Origin of the sequence: Leucothrix mucor DSM 2157 (genome assembly GCF_000419525.1) — a bacterium.
Classification (GTDB): domain Bacteria; phylum Pseudomonadota; class Gammaproteobacteria; order Thiotrichales; family Thiotrichaceae; genus Leucothrix; species Leucothrix mucor.
Genome location: NZ_ATTE01000001.1, coordinates 2,807,422 through 2,825,941, shown reverse-complemented (window position 1 = coordinate 2,825,941; position 18,520 = coordinate 2,807,422). Strand labels below are relative to the sequence as shown.

Annotated in this window: 13 protein-coding genes; 12 read left to right on the top strand and 1 reads right to left on the bottom strand. The window is 47.1% G+C overall.

Features of this window, described 5'->3' with window-relative positions:
- Positions 1-116: 116 nt before the first annotated feature.
- The 8 genes from LEUMU_RS0112755 to LEUMU_RS0112715 all read left to right on the top strand — a co-directional run bounded on the left by LEUMU_RS0112755 (position 117) and on the right by LEUMU_RS0112715 (position 12,599).
- A complete protein-coding gene (locus LEUMU_RS0112755) occupies positions 117-1,415 on the top strand; it encodes a replication initiation factor domain-containing protein (RefSeq protein WP_022952676.1) in 1,299 nt (432 codons plus the stop codon).
- Positions 1,415-1,663: a hypothetical protein gene (locus LEUMU_RS0112750; RefSeq protein ID WP_022952675.1), complete on the top strand. Its 249-nt coding sequence runs from the start codon at positions 1,415-1,417 to the stop codon at positions 1,661-1,663. Before LEUMU_RS0112755 ends, LEUMU_RS0112750 begins: the two co-directional genes overlap by 1 nt.
- 205 nt (positions 1,664-1,868) lie before the next feature.
- Complete coding sequence (locus tag LEUMU_RS0112740; protein WP_022952673.1) at positions 1,869-3,428, top strand: hypothetical protein; 1,560 nt, start codon at positions 1,869-1,871, stop codon at positions 3,426-3,428.
- Between the two features lie 191 nt (positions 3,429-3,619).
- Positions 3,620-5,941, top strand: coding sequence for a type I restriction-modification system subunit M (locus tag LEUMU_RS0112735; RefSeq protein WP_022952672.1), 2,322 nt, complete (start codon positions 3,620-3,622; stop codon positions 5,939-5,941).
- Positions 5,941-7,278, top strand: coding sequence for a restriction endonuclease subunit S (locus tag LEUMU_RS25940; RefSeq protein WP_022952671.1), 1,338 nt, complete (start codon positions 5,941-5,943; stop codon positions 7,276-7,278). Before LEUMU_RS0112735 ends, LEUMU_RS25940 begins: the two co-directional genes overlap by 1 nt.
- A complete protein-coding gene (locus LEUMU_RS0112725) occupies positions 7,275-10,547 on the top strand; it encodes a type I restriction endonuclease subunit R (RefSeq protein ID WP_022952670.1) in 3,273 nt (1,090 codons plus the stop codon). The genes LEUMU_RS25940 and LEUMU_RS0112725 overlap by 4 nt, the downstream gene beginning before the upstream one ends.
- Before the next feature lie 229 nt (positions 10,548-10,776).
- Complete coding sequence (locus LEUMU_RS0112720; protein ID WP_022952669.1) at positions 10,777-11,628, top strand: Lcl C-terminal domain-containing protein; 852 nt, start codon at positions 10,777-10,779, stop codon at positions 11,626-11,628.
- 422 nt (positions 11,629-12,050) lie between these two features.
- Complete coding sequence (locus tag LEUMU_RS0112715; RefSeq protein ID WP_022952668.1) at positions 12,051-12,599, top strand: recombinase family protein; 549 nt, start codon at positions 12,051-12,053, stop codon at positions 12,597-12,599.
- 281 nt (positions 12,600-12,880) lie between these two features.
- Here LEUMU_RS0112715 and LEUMU_RS0112710 read toward each other — a convergent pair whose 3' ends face one another.
- Positions 12,881-13,561, bottom strand: a complete 681-nt coding sequence (locus LEUMU_RS0112710) for an SH3 domain-containing protein (RefSeq protein ID WP_157474333.1) — start codon at positions 13,559-13,561, stop codon at positions 12,881-12,883.
- A gap of 160 nt (positions 13,562-13,721) precedes the next feature.
- Between LEUMU_RS0112710 and miaB the strand changes: the two genes are divergently transcribed.
- The 4 genes from miaB to LEUMU_RS0112690 are packed head-to-tail and all read left to right on the top strand — an operon-like array spanning position 13,722 to position 18,520.
- On the top strand, positions 13,722-15,095 hold the full coding sequence (miaB, locus tag LEUMU_RS0112705; RefSeq protein ID WP_022952666.1) for a tRNA (N6-isopentenyl adenosine(37)-C2)-methylthiotransferase MiaB: 1,374 nt from the start codon (positions 13,722-13,724) through the stop codon (positions 15,093-15,095).
- 43 nt (positions 15,096-15,138) lie between these two features.
- Positions 15,139-16,488, top strand: coding sequence for a Na(+)-translocating NADH-quinone reductase subunit A (locus LEUMU_RS0112700; RefSeq protein WP_022952665.1), 1,350 nt, complete (start codon positions 15,139-15,141; stop codon positions 16,486-16,488).
- The gene (locus LEUMU_RS0112695) at positions 16,488-17,723 is read left to right on the top strand and encodes an NADH:ubiquinone reductase (Na(+)-transporting) subunit B (RefSeq protein WP_022952664.1); all 1,236 of its coding nucleotides are present in this window, start codon (positions 16,488-16,490) and stop codon (positions 17,721-17,723) included. The genes LEUMU_RS0112700 and LEUMU_RS0112695 overlap by 1 nt, the downstream gene beginning before the upstream one ends.
- A complete protein-coding gene (locus tag LEUMU_RS0112690) occupies positions 17,720-18,520 on the top strand; it encodes a Na(+)-translocating NADH-quinone reductase subunit C (RefSeq protein ID WP_022952663.1) in 801 nt (266 codons plus the stop codon). Before LEUMU_RS0112695 ends, LEUMU_RS0112690 begins: the two co-directional genes overlap by 4 nt.

The window sequence follows — 18,520 nt, the reverse complement described above, 5'->3', positions numbered from 1 at the left end:
ATTCTTTTGATCTCCGCTACATCGAGAGAAGAAGCCAGCAGAATTGCATTTGCCCAAATCTCTACATCCAACCCTAATGCAAAAATAAAATACATGTCTATTGTGGAGGTTCGATCATGAGCAAACTTCCTAAAGGCGTGGTAAATGCTGCTCGTGCAAGCCGTAATAAAGCCAAAAAGCTTCAAGTAGAGCGTGAAGCACTTCTGAGCCTTAAATCGAATGCGGTAGGTGGTTTAGACATCGATAGTTCTGTAACTAATCAAGTTAGAACCACTCAACCTATTGATTTTAAAGGAGCGAAAAACGCGACCTATCCCCCGTACTGTAATACGGGGGGTTATGAATTACCAAATCACGCCAAAGACAACTTAGCGACTAATATCACCAAAGTTGACTGGTTGCGATTAACGGTTACTGACTTGGATGCCTTCCGCGCTTCAATGGGTGATATCGACGGTAAGGGCGGCATTCTTAATTCAGCCGGTATTGAAACCGTATGGACAGAAAAAGGGCTACACGGCTATGAGCAGTCGGCTAAGTTGCTAATGCGTCGTGACGCTGATTATCTAACCTTGGGCCATATCGCCACCAGTGAGACAGGACGCAATAAGGGTGGCATGTTTGAGTTAACAGGCCTTGGCTGCAAGTTGTTACAGCTTAACTACCCTGAGTTGTGGAACGAGCTGTTTAGCATCTTACAGTTGAACGAGTGGCGCATCAGCCGTGCCGATATCGCTTTGGATTTACCTGGGGAATACTGCCTAGCAAAAGGCTATACCGTGCCTTTACTGTTCAAACAAGCAGTCAATGAGGGTCTTTTCAGGTCTGACAAGCTGCGCAACCCTAACATGCTGCAATCCTTCGGCATGGCGGGAGATTGGTCGCCACTGACAGTGAGTGATATCACACCAGAGTCCTATCAACCCATAAAGCATTGTCCGGCTGGTTTAACGGCTTACATTGGCAGCCGTAAGGGTTCTGCTGACTTCTTCAGAGCTTACGAAAAAGGCAAAGAATTACTTGGATCAGAAGCAGAGCCAGACAGCACCGACCGTGCATGGGTTCGGATTGAGCATGAAATGAGCCGAAAAGGGACAGGCCGTGAAATTCCGCTGGATGTCATGCTAAGACCAGATGCTTATTTTGCCATTGACCGGTCAGGCGTTCGGGCTTTAATGGATGAATTCAGGGAATCACTCACACTGGAGCAAGCTACACAGGCGCAACTAACGCAGTTCAACCGCGAAAAGAACCTATTGCTCAGCAAGAAAATCCATTGGGCCAAACAGAGCTATGGTCGCTTGTTTAGAACGCTTATCCAACGTGGCATTGAATACGAGAAAATTATTGATTGGTTGACCCGTGAGGACGGGCTGAAAGACTTTATCTTTGATCTTGAGCAGGAGGCCGCGTGATGACTACTCAAAGCACGTTAGAGATTAATCCGGCGTTTCGATTACATAAGGTTCAGGCCGTTATTGTTGAGCTGTGGCAATCCTCCACAACGAGCGATTGGCAAGCGACTGTAGCCAGCTTAATCACGCTACTAAAAATTGCTGAGCATGAATTTTTTGATGATCTGATTTTTTTGATTGATATGGCAGGTGAGCGACAAGCGATGGCGCACCGGAAAGAAATGGAAGCCCAGGAGGTAACATTATGAACAACGAACTACGCCTAGTTAATCCAAGTCAGCCTAAGCAGGTCACACACTATCCACCTGAATCAATGACGTTTGAAAGTCACGCAGCGCGGGACAGATACATTCGAGAACAACGGGCCTATGGCTTCAACGTGTTTCTTTATTGTACTGGACGCGATGAAGCAAGCGGCGTTGAGCGTTACGATATCACTCGGAGGGATCTGTAATGAGTGCAACCTTCAGACATCAAACAATTGCTGGCCATAGCGTTGGCGCGTCTAAATCATTCGGGGTGCTAATGGCGGTCATTATGATGGCGCTGGTCTTTATGAACGCTTATCACCTGTCTAATTTTCTGGTATCCAAGCTCACTAGCCCGGAGGGTAGTTTTATATTCAAGTGGGCCTTGATGGTCGTGGGCGCTGGAATTGCCTGCATTGAAATACCACTAGCCAAAAGCATGGTGACATCGTATCGACTGCACGGTTTTTCATCCGGTACTATCATTCAGGGCTTGCTGGCCATCGTCGTGACTATTATGGCGATTGTTGCCGGTATTAGCAGCCAACTGGCAGACACCGACCGGCGTGATACACAGACCGCCTCGTACCAAGTGACAGACGGATCATTTGCTAATATGGAGCGCTCTGCGGAGATGGCGCGGGATTCTGCGCTGCACCGTGCAAACCGGATACATGACGAGGAATCGAAGTTAATCGCCAAGATCGACGCAGAGCGAGCCTATCAGGATCAACTGATTGCAATCGCCCAACAGAAAGCCGCGCATACCTTACACAAGCCGGTACAGATGATTCAGAGCGGCACCACTGAGCATTATATTGTTATCGCCCTATTCTCAATCGTATGCAGTGTGGGGGCCATTTTCTGTAGTGCCTTCAGCGCTGTTTTCATCAACCCCTTGGTGGCCATGCCAGCGTTTAGCTTGAAGGCAAAAGCAAACCACGACTGGCAATCGGACGGATCAGATTTTAAAACGGTTCAGCATGAACTATCCCCACTGGCGAATAAATTTAGCGGCTATCTGGGACGTGAAAAAGTGGCGGCAACTGTGAATAATACCGCCCTTCCGAGTGCTGAAAACAATGATCTAACAAGCACAAATAATCGGGCCGCTGAAAACCGCCCCCACGTAGAAGATACTAGGCTGGGGGCGGTTTTAAATCCTTCAGAGAGTGTTGGTGTACGTACTCCAAATGAAGACAATCAGCAGGGCGGCAAAGTCGATTACTCGAATGGTCATTACTTAACGATTAAAGAGGGGATTCTGAGTGGAGGTATAAAGCCCACCGTGAGACCTGTCAAAGCTCAATTGGTTAAACTGAAAGTGCGTTTTGTGGATGATGCCGCACGCCAACAGAAGGCCGTTGATATTCTGGATCAGTTACACGCTGAAGGTGTGTTGATTGATAATCCCGACTTCGGAAAGAGTGGGCAGGTCGTGGCAAAGTTCATGCTCAATCCGAACTATCAATCAGCTTCTAATGACTTGGAAGGGCAGCGCAAACCGGCTAATCGAAATATCACACTCGATGAACCAGTGAGCTGTATTTGTCCCGAGTGTGGAAAGCAGGAGCGAATAGTCGAGACCACACCCAAGGGCAGGGTTAAAAGTTCGTGCGGCGCTATTTATGTTGCAGCGGATCACTTAGTTGACGATTCACCCAAAAAGAAGATCAAAGTCACACCTGCGATCGGTGCAGGTGTTGGGGTCAGTGAAGAGGGTCTATCACCGATTGCGGGTATCGGCGCGTTAATCAGCAAGTAAGTCGAGCCAGTGGGATAGTAGGCCGGGAGCAATTAGCCCGGCCTTTTGCTTAATACTCTGTTTGGCTTATTCTTGATTGATAATTTATCTACTTACTCAGGGAACAAATGTATAGAATTTGGTGATACGATCACCGCTTATATGCTGACAAGCGATAATGTCATAGCTGAATCTTAATGGAGTATTTCTACGTGGATCAAACCCCCAATAATCTTGCAGCCTACTGCTGGTCTATCGCTGACTTACTGCGCGGTGACTTCAAACAAAGCCAATACGGGCGCATTATTCTACCGTTCACGCTGTTACGCCGTTTGGAATGCGTTCTGGAAGCCACTAAGGACTCGGTACTGACTGAGTTTGCAAGAATTGAAGGGATGAACCTGCCCGAAGAAGCCCAAGAGAAATTCCTCCTCAGAGCCAGTGGCCTCAGCTTCTTCAATACCTCACAGATGAACCTCTCCAAGCTGGGCCAGAACGAGATTAAAAGCAATCTGGAAAGCTATATCCAAGGCTTCTCAAAAGATGCGCGTGAGATCTTTGAATACTTCAACTTTGCCGAGTTTATCGGTCAGCTCAATGATGCCGATCTGCTGTACAAGATCGTTGAGAAAGTCAAAGCCACCGACCTAAGCCCCAAATCCATCACCAACCACGATATGGGTTTGGTGTTTGAGGAGCTGATACGCCGTTTTGCTGAAAGCTCGAATGAAACTGCCGGAGAACACTTTACCCCGCGCGATATTGTGCGCCTGACCACTTCCTTAGTGTTTATGGAAGACGATGATGCCCTGACCAAAGAAGGCATTATTCGCACGCTCTACGACCTCACCGCAGGCACGGGCGGCTTCCTGTCTTCGGGCATGGAATACGTGCATGAATTAAACCCCAATGCGGTGATTCGTGCCTTTGGCCAAGAGCTGAACCCTGAAAGCTATGCCATCTGTAAGGCGGACATGCTGATTAAGGGTCAGGATGTGAATAACATCAAACTGGGTAACACCTTGTCGAACGATCAATTCTTCGCGGTGAGGTTTGATTACATGCTGTCGAACCCGCCGTTTGGCGTGGACTGGAAAAAGATCGTTGACCTGATTAAGGATGAACACCTGCAAAAAGGCTTCGATGGGCGCTTTGGCCCTGGTCTGCCGCGTGTGTCTGATGGTTCCTTATTATTCCTGCTACACCTGATTAGCAAGTTACGCGATGCCTCCGAAGGCGGTGGCCGTATCGGTATTATCCTCAATGGCTCCCCGCTGTTTACCGGTGGCGCGGGCTCCGGTGAATCTGAAATTCGCCGGTATATCCTTGAAGCGGATCTGTTGGAAACCATTGTCGCCTTACCGACGGATATGTTCTACAACACCGGCATTGCGACCTATGTGTGGGTGCTCTCGAATAAAAAGTCCACTGAGCGCAAGGGCAAGGTGCAGCTGATTAACGGCGTGAACCTCTACAGTAAAATGCGTAAGTCCTTGGGCAGTAAGCGCAATGAAATGGGCGAGGATGACATTGCCACGATCACCCGTACCTTTGGCGCGTTTGAGGAGGTTGATGCACGTGCAGTGGATAAGCCAGCGGAACAAAAAAGCAACCGTGGCCGCCAGTCTGCCAGCCCCAAAACCGACGCCCCTAAAACCTTTGCCAGTAAGATCTTTGCGAATCATGAATTTGGCTATCGCCGGATCACCATTGAGCGACCACTACGCGAAAGCTATCAGTTTAGTGATGAACGCATTGCTGAGCTGCGCTTTGCGGCCAAGCCACTGGATGCGCCAATGCGCTGGATCTATGAAACTTATGGTGCTGAGTGGCGTGATGAGGAAGGCTGTGAGCACTATGGCAAGCTGGCTGAGCAGGCAACAGATATTCGCATCCACCTGAAAGCTAACTTTAGCGACCTGAAAGAAGCCAAAATCAAAGAGCTATTACACGTTGAAACCTGGGACAAGCAAAAGCAGATACTACTCAAGGCTAAAACGCTGCAAGCTGAGATCGGCACCGCGCAATACGATGATATGAATCGCTATGAGTCAGTGCTTAAAGCCGCCTGCAAAGCGCAAGACCTAAGCTTAGATGCCACTCAGAAAAAGCAAATTACCGCTGCGGTGAGCTGGATCAATCCAGAGGCGGAAAAGGTGATTAAGAAGGTACATAAAAACACGGAAGCCAATCCGCTCTATGGCTTGTTTAAAGTCGGCACCAAAACCATTGAATACAAACCGGATGGCAATCTGCGCGACCATGAAAATGTGGCGCTTGACCCAAGCCAAGCCGTGAATGCCTTGAATGAGGCTTACTTCGTCAAGGAAGTACAACCGCATGTGCCGGATGCCTGGATTGATGCGACCAAGACCGATGACAAGGATCACCAAATCGGGATTGTGGGGTATGAGATTCCGTTTAACCGGCATTTTTATGAGTACCAGCCGCCGAGAGATTTAGTGGAGATTGATGCGGACTTGGATAAGGTCAGTGCTGAGATTATGGAGCTGCTTCGGGAGGTGCATTCGTAATGTCTTCTGGACTTTCCGTATATCAAGATTTTAAAAATATAAATGGGCATAGGATTCCACTTACGTGGAAATTGAGTAAAGTTAAATTTATTGGTGAGTACTTAAATGGGTTTGCTTTTAAACCTACACATTGGTCTACTCAAGGGGTTCCAATCATAAGGATACAAAATTTATCCAACCCTGATTCCGACATTAATAGAACATCATTTATTCCACCAGCTCGTTATCAGGTAATGAGGGGTGATATATTAATTTCATGGTCTGCAACTTTGGATGTTTTCATTTGGGATGGAGAGCCAGCATGGTTGAATCAGCATATTTTTCGTGTTGATGTAAATAAGCACAGTATTTTTAAAAAATACTTCTATTGGGCTGCAAAGTGGTTCATGAGGGAGTTGAATGAGTCATCGCATGGCTCGACTATGCAGCATTTAACTACCGACAAGTTCGGTGGATTTAGCGTGCCACTTCCCATATTTGAAGAGCAGCAAAAAATATCAGACTTCCTCGACCACGAAACCGCCAAAATCGACACCCTGATCGAAAAGCAACAACAGCTCATAAAGCTGCTAAAAGAAAAACGCCAAGCGGTGATTAGTCATGCTGTGACCAAAGGCCTTAATCCTGATGCGCCGATGCGGGATTCTGGGGTTGAGTGGTTGGGAGATGTGCCAGAGCATTGGGTGGTCGCTTCTCTCAAGTATTTGGTTTCAGCCCCAATTATTGACGGGCCACATTTAACCCCCCAAAAACATGAGAGTGGTATCCCGTTTATTTCGGCGGAGGCTGTTTCCCAGGGCTATATCAACTTTGAAAAGAAATGGGGTTATATTTCTGAGGACGACCATAAAGTATTTTCCAAACGTTATTGTCCTCAACGGGGGGATATATTAGTTGTAAAGTTAGGCGCTACTACTGGAGTAGCTGCTATTGTAGAAACAGATAAAATTTTCAATGTTTGGGTGCCTTTGGCTACAATTAGAAGCCGAAAAGGTATACCTTCGAAATATATTTTTTACTTATTTCAATCAGTACAGGTAAAAGATGCTATTCAATTATCATGGACTTTTGGAACCCAACAGACCTTAGGTTTAGGCACTTTGGCTAATTTGTCTTTCCCTGCTCCAGTTGAGCAAGAAATGATTAATATCATTAATTTTATTGAGTCTCAAATCCCTGTATTTGACAATTTGATAAATAAAGCAGTAACAGCGATAGAACTGATGAAAGAACGTCGCACAGCCCTAATCTCAGCCGCAGTTACTGGGAAGATAGATGTACGTGACTGGCAAGCACCAGAGCCTTCAGTTAGCGAAACCAAGGGGGCAGTTGCATGAATGCACTCTATGGTGGAGACAAGTCTACAGAATACATCTTCCAAAATGACATGATCCGCCAAATGCTGGCAAACGGCTGGTTACTCGGCAATTCCAACCACTACAATCGTGAGCTGGCTTTATATTCCGAAGATGTACTCGGGTTCGTTAAAGACACCCAAGACGAGCAATGGCAAAAATTTTGCGCGCTTTACCCTAATAATCCAGAGCAGAAGTTTTTGGAGCGTGTCGCCTCACAGCTCAATAAAGCCGACCCTAATGCGGCCAATCGAGAGATCCGAACCTTTGGCACCTTGGGTGTACTGCGTAATGAGCTGCGCGACCGTGGCACCCGTTTCAGCTTATGCCAATTCAAGCCAGAGCATGATCTAAATCCCGATACCTTAGCGCGTTACAACAAGAACCGTCTGCGACTGGTGCCAGAGCTGGTGTATAGCCCGTGGGCAACCGATGCGCATGAAGCCGAGACCGGCATTCGGGCCAAGCAGTGGCGCATTGATCTGGTATTGTTTGTGAATGGCTTACCGGTGGCCACGCTGGAGTTGAAGTCTGAGTTTAAGCAGCCCGTGAGTAATGCGGTTAAGCAATATAAAACCACGCGCTTTGCTATTGACCCGGTGACCAAAAAGCCTGAGCCCTTATTAACCTTTAAACGCGGTGCCTTGGTGCATTTTGCGGTGAGCCAAGATCAGGTTTTTATGGCGACGCGCTTAGAAGGTGATGACACGTTCTTTTTGCCGTTCAATAAAGGCACCAAAGACGGTGGCGCGGGTAATGAAGTCCCAGAAGATAAGCAGCAATACGCAACGGGATATTTATGGAATGAGGTGTTACTGCCGGACAACCTGTTAAATATCCTTGCGCGGTTTATGCACCTTGAAATTAAGGAAAAGGAAGACTGGGAAGGCCGTAAAACCAAAAAAGAGACGCTAATTTTCCCGCGCTATCACCAGTGGGATGTGGTGCGTAAGCTGATTGAGGCGGCTAAAACCGAAGGCCCTGGTCAAAAGTATTTAATACAACACAGTGCCGGGTCGGGTAAGTCCAACTCCATTGCCTGGTCTGCGCATCAGTTATCGGCACTCCATAACGCGGATGGCAGTAAGGTGTTTGCGTCGGTGATCGTGGTGACCGACAGAACGGTACTGGATGACCAGTTACAAGAAACGATTTCACAGTACACCTCAGTCGATGGGGTGGTCGGGCGCATTAATCGTAAAGAGGGTGAAGGCTCCAAATCAGAGCAATTGGCCTCAGCGTTGGAGCACTCGCAACCGATCATTATTGTCACCATTCAAACGTTCCCGTTTGTGCTAAAAGCGATTGAGAACAGTGTCAGCCTGAAAGAACGTAACTATGTGGTGATTGCCGATGAGGCGCATAGCTCACAGACCGGCAGTACCGCACGGCAATTAAAAGAAGTGTTGATGGTTGACAGCAAAGCGGATGATGAGGAACTAACGACGGAGGATATTTTAGATGCCGCCGTGGCCTCGCGTCGTGCCTCGAAGAACCTCAGTTACTTAGCCTTTACCGCAACCCCGAAGGATAAAACGCTGCAATTGTTTGGCCGCCTACCCAAGCCAGATGAACCACCGTCCAAGACCAATAAGCCTGAGGCCTACCATGTATACAGTATGCGCCAAGCGATTGAGGAAGGCTTTATTCTCGATGTTCTGAAGAATTACACCAATTACAAAGTCGCTTATAACCTGGCGATGAAGATTGCCGGAAGTGATGCGGAAGTCGAAAGTAAAAAGGCCAAGGTAAAGCTGAATCAGTGGGTGCGCCTGCATGACTACAACATCAGTCAGAAGGTGCAGGTCATTATTGAGCACTTCAAAGACAACATCATGGGCCTGCTGGGTGGGCAAGCCAAAGCGATGGTGGTCACCAGTTCGCGTAAAGAAGCCGTGCGCTATAAGTTAGGCTTTGACAAATACATTACCGAAAAAGGCTATGACAAGATCACTGCCATGGTGGCCTTTTCTGGTGAGGTGGAATTTAACGAGCAAGACCCGAACGCGGCGGCCTTACTGGGTGAGAAGTTTACAGAGCATGGCATGAATCCTAATCTCAAAGGGCGTGATATGCGCAAAGCCTTTGATAGTGATGATTACCAAGTGATGATCGTCGCCAATAAATTTCAAACCGGCTTTGACCAACCCAAGCTGTGCGCCATGTACGTGGATAAAAAGCTGGGCGGTGTGGAGTGTGTGCAAACCTTGTCGCGCTTAAACCGTACGTTCCCTGGTAAAGCGGAGAGCGGCACGTTTGTGTTGGACTTCTTTAATGAGCCGGATGACATACTGGAAGCGTTCCAGCCGTATTACCAAACCGCTGAATTAGCCGATGTGTCTGACCCTGACTTGATATTTGATCTGTCACAGAAGTTGCGCAGTGCCAAGATTTTTTATTGGCATGAAGTTGAGCAGTTTTGTGAGGCGTTCTTTGTTAAAAGCAAAAGCAATGCCGCGATTGCCAATATCTGTAAACCTGCGGTGGAGCGTTGGCAGAAGCGTTATAAGCAGGCGATTGAGGCTTATAAAGAAGCTAAGGATATGTTTGATCGCGTTGAGAAATTCAATGACCCCGTGGTGACCGCTAATGCTGAGAACAGCCTGAAGGATTGCAAGAAGGCTAAGGACGAGCTGGAGATATTCAAAAAGGACTTGGGTAGCTTTGTGCGCTTCTATGAGTTTATGTCTCAGATTGTGGACTACGACGATAAGGATCTGGAAAAGCTCAGCCTGTATGCGCGTAACTTGCGGCCCATGCTGCGGGAGACGGTCGTTGAGGATGATGACGTTGATTTGAGTAATGTGGTGCTGAGTCATTACCGGCTGTCTGCAATACGCCAACAACACATTAAGCTCAAAGAGGATGCTGAAGACTACAAGATTATACCGGGCGATAGCTTGGGTGCTGCCAAGCCGAAGGATAAGAAAGCGGAGTTCCTATCTCAGATTATTGAGAAGCTGAATGAGATCTTTGTGACGGATGGGCTGAGTGAGAAAGATATGGTGAATTATGCTTACACGATCCGGGACAAGATGAGAGAGAACGTGAAGGTGATGAACCAGCTTAAACATAATACGGCAGAGCAGGCAATGCTGGGAGACTTTGCCCAAGCGATTGATGATGCCATCTTGGATAGCAGTGCTGCCCATCAGAATCAGATGATGCAGCTGTTATCGAATCCAGAGCGGAGCCAAGCGTTTTCAAGGCTCATTCTTGAATTGTTGACGGCTGGAGGACAAGCGAGATGAAATACCTAGCCATTGTATTTGTATTGACCGGCTTGATTGCAGGGGGGTGCTTGATTAACTAGGGTAAGCGCTAGCTAGATGTCGGGCAGCGGCTCAAACTAAGCCGCCTACGGCCCCAAGACCAGATCAGCGGTGGTTCGCATAATCGGTGTTATGTTGCGTCTGCAGTTACTGAACTATGATAACCTTGGTTACTCATTGGATGACCTAAAAATATGGAAGTTAGTTAATGAAATATATTCTATCGATATTCGTTTTATTTATTTACTCAAATGCATTTTCTGGAGATTCTTTTGTAGATAATGGAGACGGGTCGATTACTGATAATAAGACAGGTTTAATTTGGAAAAAATGCTCGGAGGGATTATCAGGTGATTCTTGCCAGTATGGATCTGCTAAGGATTACTCACTTCCAGATGCGTTATCGCTGACTAGTGGAAGCTGGCGCCTTCCAACCATTCAAGAGCTACGTACTTTAATGCTTTGCAGCAATGGCCCCACAGATAAACCTTGGGTAAAGGGATGTAGTAATGAAGGTAGTGGTCATGAGACGCCAACTATCAACCAAAAGTATTTTCCAAATATTCGACGGGAATACTACTGGACATCAACCGTTTTCAACAAACATGGTGATCACCATGTTGTTAATTTTGATTGGGGGATAACCACATTTGGCCAGTATGGTAAGGCTCCTGTCCTGCTGGTTAAAACAAAAGAAGCAGCTCAAAGAGCAGAAGGTGAAAAAGTTAATGAAGTCGTGGATTCCAAGGAGCTTACTCAGCCGCAACAATCAGAACTCCAAATAGCTTCCAATATCAGGTTAAGGATAGAGCAACTGCTTAAGAATGGCCGCGCTATGGAACGATATAGAAACACTAACACTGGAATGAGAGCTTGTGGGGAAATGATGCGGGATAATTTGCCTAAGGCAAAAGCACTCAGGTCGGAAGCAATGGAACTCTCAACGAGATACTTTAATCACTTAAGGGTGGCATCTATTGAGGTAATTACGTGCGTTACATGTTCGGATGACGCTATTGAAGATTGTGAACGTGTTGCTGAAACCCTAAATGCCGAATAAACTTAATAATCACAAGGGGCATTATACGAACTGTCAAACATCTGGGATGTACCCTAAAGGCGGTTTATCATGAAGGTGGTAGGTTTTCTTTCATGCAACGTATTAGCAGTTACCCACCCATATTACGAATCTGAAACACAGAGAATGATAGCGGAAGAGTTTGGACTTTAGTTATTTTTCGCGAGGGCAGGGTACATCCCAACAAAGGTACTTAACGCGACATAGGATTTTTCTACATCGTTGCTATAGTTGGCTTCTAGGCGTTTTGGTACCTCCTGAAATTGAATTGGTTTTCATATAAATAGGGTACACCCTAGTTAGATAGCTCTAAGGTAGTCTAAACAAGTCTAAATAGGGTTGTTTTTATAGTTTTTAGAGGGTATTCTAAAAACCTCTTAGAGTCTATTTAGAAGGTTTTAGAAGTGTCATTAGTCGGCTATGTCAGAGTTTCATCATTAGATCAGGACAGCACTACCCAACTAAACCGGGTGAAGTCTGCCGACTGTAAAAAGGTATTCTCTGAAAAGCAGAGCGGAACCACTACGGCAGGCCGTGAAGCATTAGCCGATTGTTTGGAGTATATGCGGGAGGGTGATGTGTTGGTAATCACCAAGATTGACCGGCTTGCACGTTCGGCGCGTGACCTTCATAACATTGTGCATGATCTGGAAAATCGCGGGATCAGCTTAAAGGTACTGGATCAGAGCATAGATACCAGCACACCGCATGGCAAAGCATTCTTAGGCATGATGGCGACCTTTGCAGAGTTTGAAACCAATATCCGCAAAGAACGCCAGCTGGAAGGGATTGCGGCGGCAAAGGAAAAAGGAGCATACACCGGGCGCAAACCAACTGCGCAAGCTAAGAAGCCGGAAATTCTAGAATTGTTGGCGCAAGGCATGAGCAAACCAAAGATAGCAGCAGCGGTTGGGGTATCGGTTGCCAGTGTTTACAACGTGCTAAAGGTTTAATTTTAGGTGGGGGTATCGCTGGGGGTATCGTTATTTATCCACAATTAAAAGTTATTTAAAATAATAACTTAGGATTTATGTTCGGTTGTCGCCGTCCCACCAATACACTGCACATCTGGTACCAGAAAATGAAAAACCCTTAAGGTGAAAGCCTTAAGGGTTTTTTTTCGTCTGCAATAAATGAGGTAAATTTAGTTTGGATCGTTCTGGGTAGGGTGTTTGATGGGGTATCTGGCAGTTGTCCGCAGAGATACCCCAAATAATGAAGCCCTTCAGCTGAATTACTGATTTATCGGCTCAATGCTTTCATAGCGATTGCCCGCAATATTTTCAGCACGCAGGTCGATAATTCTTTCAGCGCTTGCAGGTGCTAGTGCGCTATACACTGTGTCAGCTGGTTTCGGCTGGTACGCTCTGCGATCTGCATTTGGGTCATCATAAATAGTGTCGGCAGTCGCACTCCACGGATACCCATTAATATTTTCGCTTTGCTCAGGTGCGGCTGCGCTAACTGGTGAGGGTTGCGGCGCATTGGGTTGAGACCCGTAGCTAAACACTTCTGCATTATTTGCTATTTCAGCTTGGGTGGCTTGGGCCTGAGGTGCTTGAGCCTCTGGCGGTGTGAAATAATTCGGCGCTGTGTTTGCTGCTTGTTGCGGCTCAGATGCGGAAACAGTCGTTGGCTCCAGATAAGCCGCTTCAACCCAGCCGGTGCGCTCTTGATAGTTAATTTGCAGCCAAGGTTGGCTGTTAACCATAATGCTTTTGCCGGTTGCTTCAATCGGTGGAGAGGTAGCAGGAATAGCCATTAATGGCTTTGATATTGGGCTAGGCCAGGCGCGTAAAGTAATGGTGCTATTTTCAGGAACGCCGCTTACTGCGTAGTAATTGGGCATAGCGAATGCGCTTTGGCTCATTAAAAGCACTGACGCTGCAAGGTGTCTTATTCTTAGTTTTTTCATGATCTGCATTCTTTTTATTTATTTTACAACAGGATACTCCTTGGAGTGTACAATTTCAAGCTAGGAATGTGGGGTATTGTGCGGGCTTTATTTACAAGGTACGCACAATCCGAGATAATGCCGCGGTTAAAATGTTGTTCACCGCTAAACAGGTCACACTATGCCCGGCAAAATCTACGTACAGACTCACGGCTGTCAAATGAATGAATATGACTCAGCCAAAATGGCTGAGGTTATGAAGGACTCCGATGGCTTGGAGCTCACTGACGATCCGGAGCAAGCGGACGTACTGTTACTAAATACCTGTTCAATTCGAGAGAAGGCTGAGGATAAAGTTTATTCACAGCTAGGGCGTTGGCGTAAACTAAAAGAAAAAAATCCCAATTTAATTGTTGGTGTTGGCGGCTGTGTAGCGAGTCAGGAGGGCGATAACCTTCGTAAGCGCTCACCGGTTGTTGATGTCATTTTTGGTCCTCAAACCCTGCATCGCCTACCAGAATTGATCAACGAAACCCGCCGTACCCACAAAACGGTAATGGATGTTTCTTTCCCTGAAATTGAGAAATTTGATCGCCTGCCAGAGCCAAAAGCAGATGGGCCATCAGCATTTGTCTCAGTTATGGAAGGATGTAGTAAATATTGTACATTTTGCGTGGTTCCTTATACGCGTGGTGAGGAGATTTCGCGCCCATTTGATGATATTATTGCTGAAGTTGTGCAATTGTCAGAGCAGGGTGTGCGCGAGGTTAACCTGCTAGGTCAAAACGTTAATGCTTACCGCGGTCCGATGCATAATGGTGAGATGGCCGACTTAGCCATGTTAATTACCTACGTTGCACAGATTGATGGAATTGATCGCATTCGTTACACTACCTCTCATCCGGTTGAGTTTAGCGATAGCTTAATTCGTGTTTATGGCGAAGTGCCTGAGCTAGTGAGCCATTTACATTTGCCGGTACAGAGTGGTTCAGACCGCATTCTGGCTGCAATGAAACGCGGACACATGGCGATTGAATACAAGTCTAAATTGCGCCGCTTGCGTGAGATTAGGCCTGACATTAGTATCTCGTCAGACTTCATTATTGGTTTCCCTGGTGAAACGGATCAGGATTTTGAAGCAACCATGAAGTTGATTGAAGATGTGGGCTATGATCATAGCTTTAGTTTCATCTACAGTCAGCGCCCCGGAACACCCGCCGCATCATTGGCCGATGATGTTCCGGCAGAAGTCAAAAAAGAACGTCTGCAACGACTGCAGACTCGCATTAATGAGATGGCGACCGAGATTAGTCAGAACATGTTGGGTACCGTTCAACGTGTGTTGGTAGAAAGGGTGTCACGTAAAGATGCCAATGAGTTATCCGGTAAAACAGAAAACAACCGCACAGTGACCTTCGTGGCAAACCCACGTTTAATTGGTAACTTTGTGGATGTAAAGATTACTGATAGTTTCAGAAATTCTCTGAGGGGAGAGGTTGTTGCCGTGGAAAATGACGCGCGTGAAATGTCTCCTATCACTAAGGAGCCGGCGTAATTGTCGGCAGATTAAGCTTTCTATATTTGAGTGAAAATAGACGATGAAGATTGAAACTGGCTTAGACGTTCCCATTTCGGGCCGTCCTGTACAGTCGATCGATTCAGTATCACCAAAAATTACCAAGGTAGCATTACTTGGACGGGACTTTCACGGTCTACGCCCTTCGATGCATGTCAAGGTAGGTGATAAGGTTAAGATTGGCCAAACCCTCTTTACTGATAAGAAAAACCCTGGTGTGAACTTCACCTCACCGGGGGCAGGCGTCGTGTCTGCAATCAACCGTGGTGCTAAGCGTGTTCTCCAGTCAATTATTGTTGAACTGGATGACAACGAAGAGTCCATCAACTCACCAAAGTATGATGCAAGTCAGCTTGATGAGCTTGAGGCTTCCGAGATCCGTCGCAATATGCAGGAATCCGGCGCTTGGACTGCATTTCGCACACGCCCATTCAGCAAGGTACCGGCAGCAGATGCCGAGCCCGTTCATATCTATGTGAACGCGATGGATACCAGCCCGTTGGCGGCTGATCCTGCGCTGATCATTGCTGAACGTGAGCAAGACTTCTTAGACGGTCTTACGCTATTGTCAAAACTGACTAGCGGGCACGTTTATGTGTGTCACGAGACGGGCAAAAACATTCCACAAAGCCCACTTCGCAATGTGTTACCTCGGGATTTCTCGGGTGTGCATCCTGCGGGCCTAGTTGGTACTCACATGCACATGATCGAACCTGCGGGCATTGATCGTGAAATGTGGCACATGAATTATCAAGACGTGATGGCGCTGGGTAGCTTGTTTACCTCTGGCCGTCGTTGTGTTGATCGTGTCATTTCATTGGCTGGTCCAATGGTGAGAAACCCGCGTTTACTGCGTGTTCGCATGGGTGCTTGCACTTCTGAATTGGTGGCTGGTGAGCTGCAATCAGGTGATGCACGTGTGATCTCTGGTTCTGTGCTGGGTGGTTTCCGTGCTGCTGGCTGGAGTGCTTACTTAGGCCGTTACAGTGTGCAGGTTTCTGTGATTGCAGAAGGTGAGCCACGTCAGTTATTGCACTGGGTTAACCCAACGCTGAACAAGTTCTCTGTGATGAATGTATTCGTCAACGCCTTGTCGAGCACCAAGCAATTATTCCCAATGAGCAGTACTCAGAACGGTTCACCACGTGCCATGGTTCCAATCGGAAACTTTGAGCATGTGATGCCGCTGGATATTCTTCCTACTCAGCTACTACGTGCTTTATTGGTTCGTGATACTGAAGCGGCCAAGCAGTTAGGCTGCATGGAGTTGGATGAAGAAGATTTGGCGCTGTGTACGTTTGTTTGCCACGGCAAATATGAATACGGCCCAGCACTGCGTGCTTGTCTTGAACTGATTGAGAGGGATGGCTAATGAAAGGTTCATCTAGTCCTAGCCGCTTACGTCGGCTATTAGATGGCGCAGAGTCGCACTTTACCCAAGGCGGTAAATATGAGCGGTTCTATGTGCTGTATGAAATGGTGGATACACTGTTTTACAGCCCGCCAAACAAAACTGTTGGTGGTCCTCACGTCCGTGATGCGCTCGATCTGAAGCGTGTGATGGGTTATGTGTGGATGTGTACGTTCCCGATTATGTTCATGGCGTGTTTTAACACGGGCTTACAAGCCAATGAAGCGATGCAGACACTGGGTTTAACCAGTATTGATGGTCTGCGTGGATTCTTCCTGAACGGCATTGGCTATGATCCCGGTAGTTTCTTTGCGAACTTCTTCCACGGAATGACGTATTTCATTCCCATCTACCTGACAACGTTTATTGTCGGTGGTATTGCGGAAGCGGTGTTCTCACTGGTTCGTGGCCATGAAGTTAATGAAGGTTTCTTCGTTACCTCAATCCTTTACTCTCTGACTCTACCACCAGATATCCCATTGTGGATGGTGGGCGCTGGTATCATCTTCGGTGTGGTTATCGGTAAAGAAGTGTTTGGTGGAACCGGTAAAAACTTCCTGAACCCAGCTTTGGTTGGTCGTGCATTCCTTTACTTTGCTTACCCAGCTTCAATGTCTGGTGATGCGGTATGGACAGCGGTTGACGGCTACACGGGTGCAACTGCACTTGGTTTAGCAGCAGCTGGTGGTATGGCAGCGGTTCAAGAGCAATTTACTTGGTGGCAAGCCTTTGTCGGAACCATTCCAGGTTCGATTGGTGAAACATCAACACTCGCTATCTTTATTGGTGGTGGTGTATTGCTGGCAACTCGCATTGCCTCCTGGCGCATCGTGCTGGGTGTGTTCGCGGGTATGATGGCGACTTCATTCCTGTTCAATATGATTGGTAGTGATACTAACCCGATGTTCGCAATGCCATGGTGGTGGCACTTGGTACTGGGTGGTTTTGCCTTCGGTATGATGTTTATGGCGACAGATCCCGTATCTGCATCCATGACCAACACCGGTCGCTTCTACTACGGTTGTTTGATCGGCTTTATGACGGTACTGATTCGTGTAATCAATCCGGCATTCCCAGAAGGTATTATGTTGGCGATTCTGTTCTCTAACATCTTCGCTCCGATGATTGACTACTTCGTGGTACGCGCTAATGTGCGTCGCCGTGCGAAGCGTGTGATGACAGGAGAGCAAGCATGAGTATGGTTAAAGATATTTTGGCACTGCCAAATGACAGCACGAAGAAAACGCTGTTTGTGGCGTTGGCGACTTGTTTAGTCTGTTCGGTATTAGTATCTGCTGCGGCAGTTGCGCTAAAGCCGATGCAGGAAGAGAACAAGGCGTTTGATAAGAAGCGTAACATCCTGGAAATCGCAGGCTTGATGGTACCGGGCAAATCCGTTGATGAGTTGTTTGAGCAAATCGAAACGCGAATTGTTGATGTTGATACCGGCGAGTATGTCACTGATGTTGATACGGCGACTTATGATCAACGTAAAGCGTCTTCAGATCCTGCTCAAAGCGAGCTGATTCCTAAGCAATACGATGTTGCTTCCATTAAACGTCGTGCGAAATACGCGTCTGTTTATTTGGTTATGGATGGCGAGAACGTGAAGTCATACATTCTACCGATCAAAGGCTACGGTCTATGGTCTACGCTGTATGGTTTCCTGGCTCTGGAAAGTGATGCAAAAACCGTGGTTGGCCTTGGCTACTACGAGCACGCTGAAACACCAGGTCTGGGTGGTGAGGTTGATAACCCAAACTGGAAGGCTAAGTGGATTGGTAAGGAAGTCTATGGCAACGACGGTCAAATTAAGATCGACGTAGTTAAAGGCGCGGTTGATCCTGCCAATGCAAATGCTATTCACCAAGTTGATGGTTTGTCAGGTGCAACACTGACGAGCCGTGGTGTCACTAACATGCTGCATTACTGGCTGAGTGATCAGGGCTTTGCACCGTATCTCAATAAAGTTCGCGCAACAGGAGGCAATTAA